This window comes from Shimia sp. SK013 (assembly GCF_001292625.1).
Lineage (GTDB): Bacteria > Pseudomonadota > Alphaproteobacteria > Rhodobacterales > Rhodobacteraceae > Shimia.
This window is the reverse complement of the sequence record NZ_LAJH01000015.1, coordinates 2,501-5,967: the sequence shown is the minus strand read 5'-3', so window position 1 is coordinate 5,967 and position 3,467 is coordinate 2,501. Positions and strand designations below refer to the sequence as shown.

General features: G+C 51.5%; 2 rRNA genes. Both read right to left on the bottom strand.

Features of this window, described 5'->3' with window-relative positions:
* Positions 1 to 43 precede the first annotated feature (43 nt).
* Positions 44 to 158, bottom strand: a 5S ribosomal RNA gene (rrf, locus tag SHIM_RS14590).
* 93 nt (positions 159 to 251) lie between these two features.
* A 23S ribosomal RNA gene (locus SHIM_RS14585) occupies positions 252 to 3,081 on the bottom strand.
* Between the last annotated feature and the right edge of the window lie 386 nt (positions 3,082 to 3,467).

Genomic DNA, 3,467 nt, shown 5'->3' with positions numbered 1-3,467 from the left:
CATCGTAATTGAGAGATACGTATTATACGAGGTCGTTTACTAGGTCTGGCGATGACCTACTCTCCCACACCTTAAGATGCAGTACCATCGGCGCTACGGTGCTTAACTGCCGGGTTCGGGATGGGACCGGGTGTTTCACTCGCGCTATGATCACCAAACCGAGTAAACGGCCTCGTATAGTGTTGTCCAAGTCTTGTACGCTGATTGTGTTGTGTATGACTTAATTGGTTCCAGTCTTTCTTTTACTGGATCAAATCAAGCCTATCGGGCAATTAGTACCAGTCAACTGAATGCATTGCTGCACTTACATCTCTGGCCTATCGACGAGGTGGTCTACCTCGGCCCTCAGGGATACCTTGTTTTGAGGGGGGCTTCCCGCTTAGATGCCTTCAGCGGTTATCCTGTCCGAACATAGCTACCCAGCACTGCCGTTGGCACGACAACTGGTCCACCAGTGGTTCGTTCACCCCGGTCCTCTCGTACTAGGGGCAACTCCTCTCAAGTATCCTACACCCACGGCAGATAGGGACCGAACTGTCTCACGACGTTCTAAACCCAGCTCACGTACCTCTTTAAACGGCGAACAGCCGTACCCTTGGGACCTGCTCCAGCCCCAGGATGAGATGAGCCGACATCGAGGTGCCAAACACTGCCGTCGATATGGACTCTTGGGCAGTATCAGCCTGTTATCCCCGGCGTACCTTTTATCCGTTGAGCGATGGCCCTTCCACTCGGGACCACCGGATCACTATGGCCGTCTTTCGACTCTGCTCGACTTGTCAGTCTCGCAGTCAGGCTGGCTTCTGCCATTGCACTCAACGAGCGATTTCCGACCGCTCTGAGCCAACCTTCGCGCGCCTCCGTTACACTTTAGGAGGCGACCGCCCCAGTCAAACTACCCGCCACACAGGGTCCCGGATCCGGATAACGGACCGCGGTTAGACATCAAGCAGAGCAAGGGTGGTATCTCAAGGGAGGCTCCACGATGACTGGCGTCATCGCTTCAAAGCCCACCACCTATCCTGCACATGCTCGGCCTAATGCCAATGTGAAGCTGTAGTAAAGGTGCACGGGGTCTTTCCGTCTAACCGCGGGAAACCTGCATCTTGACAGGTAATTCAATTTCGCTGAGTCGATGTTGGAGACAGCGGGGAAGTCGTTACGCCATTCGTGCAGGTCGGAACTTACCCGACAAGGAATTTCGCTACCTTAGGACCGTTATAGTTACGGCCGCCGTTTACCTGGGCTTCAATTCAGAGCTCTCACCCCTCCTTTTAACCTTCAGGCACCGGGCAGGCGTCAGACCCTATACGTCGTCTTGCGACTTCGCAGAGCCCTGTGTTTTTAGTAAACAGTCGCCACCCCCTGGTTTGTGCCCCCAGTCAATACTTGCGTAGAAACTGGGCCTCCTTCTCGCGAACTTACGGAGGTATTTTGCCGAGTTCCTTCAACATCGTTCTCTCAAGCGCCTTGGTATGCTCTACCAGTCCACCTGTGTCGGTTTAGGGTACGGTCTCATGGAGGGCTATTTCCAGGAACCTCTGAACGGCCTGCCCAATCCGATAAGGGCAAACAATCTTCGAGATCCGTCACATCCTCCTGGCCTAGGAATATTAACCTAGTTCCCATCGCCTACGGCTTTCGCCCTCGGCTTAGGGGCCGGCTTACCCTGCTCAGATTAGCTTTAAGCAGGAACCCTTGGACTTTCGGCGAGAGTGTCTCTCACACTCTTTGTCGCTACTCATGTCATCATTCTCACTAGTGATCTCTCCACCGGATCGCTCACGCGCCGGCTTCATCGAAAGCTCCATATCCTCCATGACATTCCGGAGAATGCTAAAGAGGATTGGAACTATGTCACACTACGCTCTGCTACCATGCACTATGTGCATCCTAGACTTCGGCTCATGGCTTGAGCCCCGTTACATCTTCGCCGCAGGACAACTTATTTAGACCAGTGAGCTGTTACGCTATCTTTAAAGGATGGCTGCTTCTAAGCCAACCTCCTGGTTGTTTTGGTCGTCCCACCTGCTTTCCCACTTAGCCATGAATTAGGGGCCTTAGTCGTAGGTCAGGGTTGTTTCCCTCTCCACTACGGACGTTAGCATCCGCAGTGTGTCTGCCATCTAGTACTCCCGGGTATTCGGAGTTTGATTAGGATCAGTAAGGCTGTAGGCCCCCATTACCCATTCAGTGCTCTACCCCCCGGGGTATTCAGATGACGCTCTACCTAAATAGATTTCGCAGAGAACCAGCTATCTCCGAGTTTGATTGGCCTTTCACCCCTAGGCACAGCTCATCCCGATCTTTTTCAACAGATGTGGGTTCGGTCCTCCAGTGCATGTTACTGCACCTTCAACCTGGCCATGCCTAGATCACTCGGTTTCGGGTCTGATCCACCTAACTCATTCGCCCTATTAAGACTCGCTTTCGCTGCGCCTACACCTAACGGCTTAAGCTTGCTAGATAGACCAAGTCGATGACCCATTATACAAAAGGTACGCTGTCAGCCCTCAAGGGGCCTCCAACTGATTGTAGGCGTTCGGTTTCAGGTACTGTTTCACTCCCCTCGTCGGGGTGCTTTTCACCTTTCCCTCACGGTACTGGTTCACTATCGGTCAGTAAGGAGTACTTAGCCTTCGAAGGTGGTCCTCCGATCTTCAGACAGAATTTCACGTGTTCCGCCCTACTTAATACATCCTTCAGAGCTTCATATACGGGGCTATCACCCTCTATGGCCGACCTTCCCAGGTCGTTCTATTCACTCATCAGGCTTGGCTGATCCGCGTTCGCTCGCCGCTACTAGCAGAGTATCAATTGATTTCCTTTCCTCCGGGTACTTAGATGTTTCAGTTCCCCGGGTTTGCTCTTTAAGACCTATGTATTCAGTCAAAAAGTACCTGGTTAAGAACCCTATTAGCTACCGAAGTAGTAATAGTGAACTTTCAGGTGGGTTCCCCCATTCAGAAATTCATGGATCAAAGCTTATTCTCAGCTCCCCATGACTTATCGCAGAGTATCACGTCTTTCATCGCCTCTTACTGCCAAGGCATTCACCAAACGCCCTTCTCGCGCTTGATTTGATCCAGAAAGAGAAAGACTTGCGTCTTACACGGACACACTAGCTGGTAAGCATGTGTCCTTCTTCTGAACCAAAAGTCATACATTTTTTCCCGCTCTTCATCTTGGAATCCAGACTGCCGATGGTCATCGGCCCCATCCGGAAGATGAAGAACAATTTGAGCAGCCTCTCGACTGCTCGGGTTAGTGTACTTGACTTGGACAACTCTGTTCGTTTCAGATGGCAAACACTTGCGAGGTCGAGGAAACAACCCATAACAAATGCTCGCTTCATAACGTCGTTCACCCTTGCGGATTACTATGACGATACTCAGCACCAAACTGAGATCATCCCCTTACTTAGGGCGATCAAACAGTGTTGATCGTTATTCTAAGATTGCTCCCAG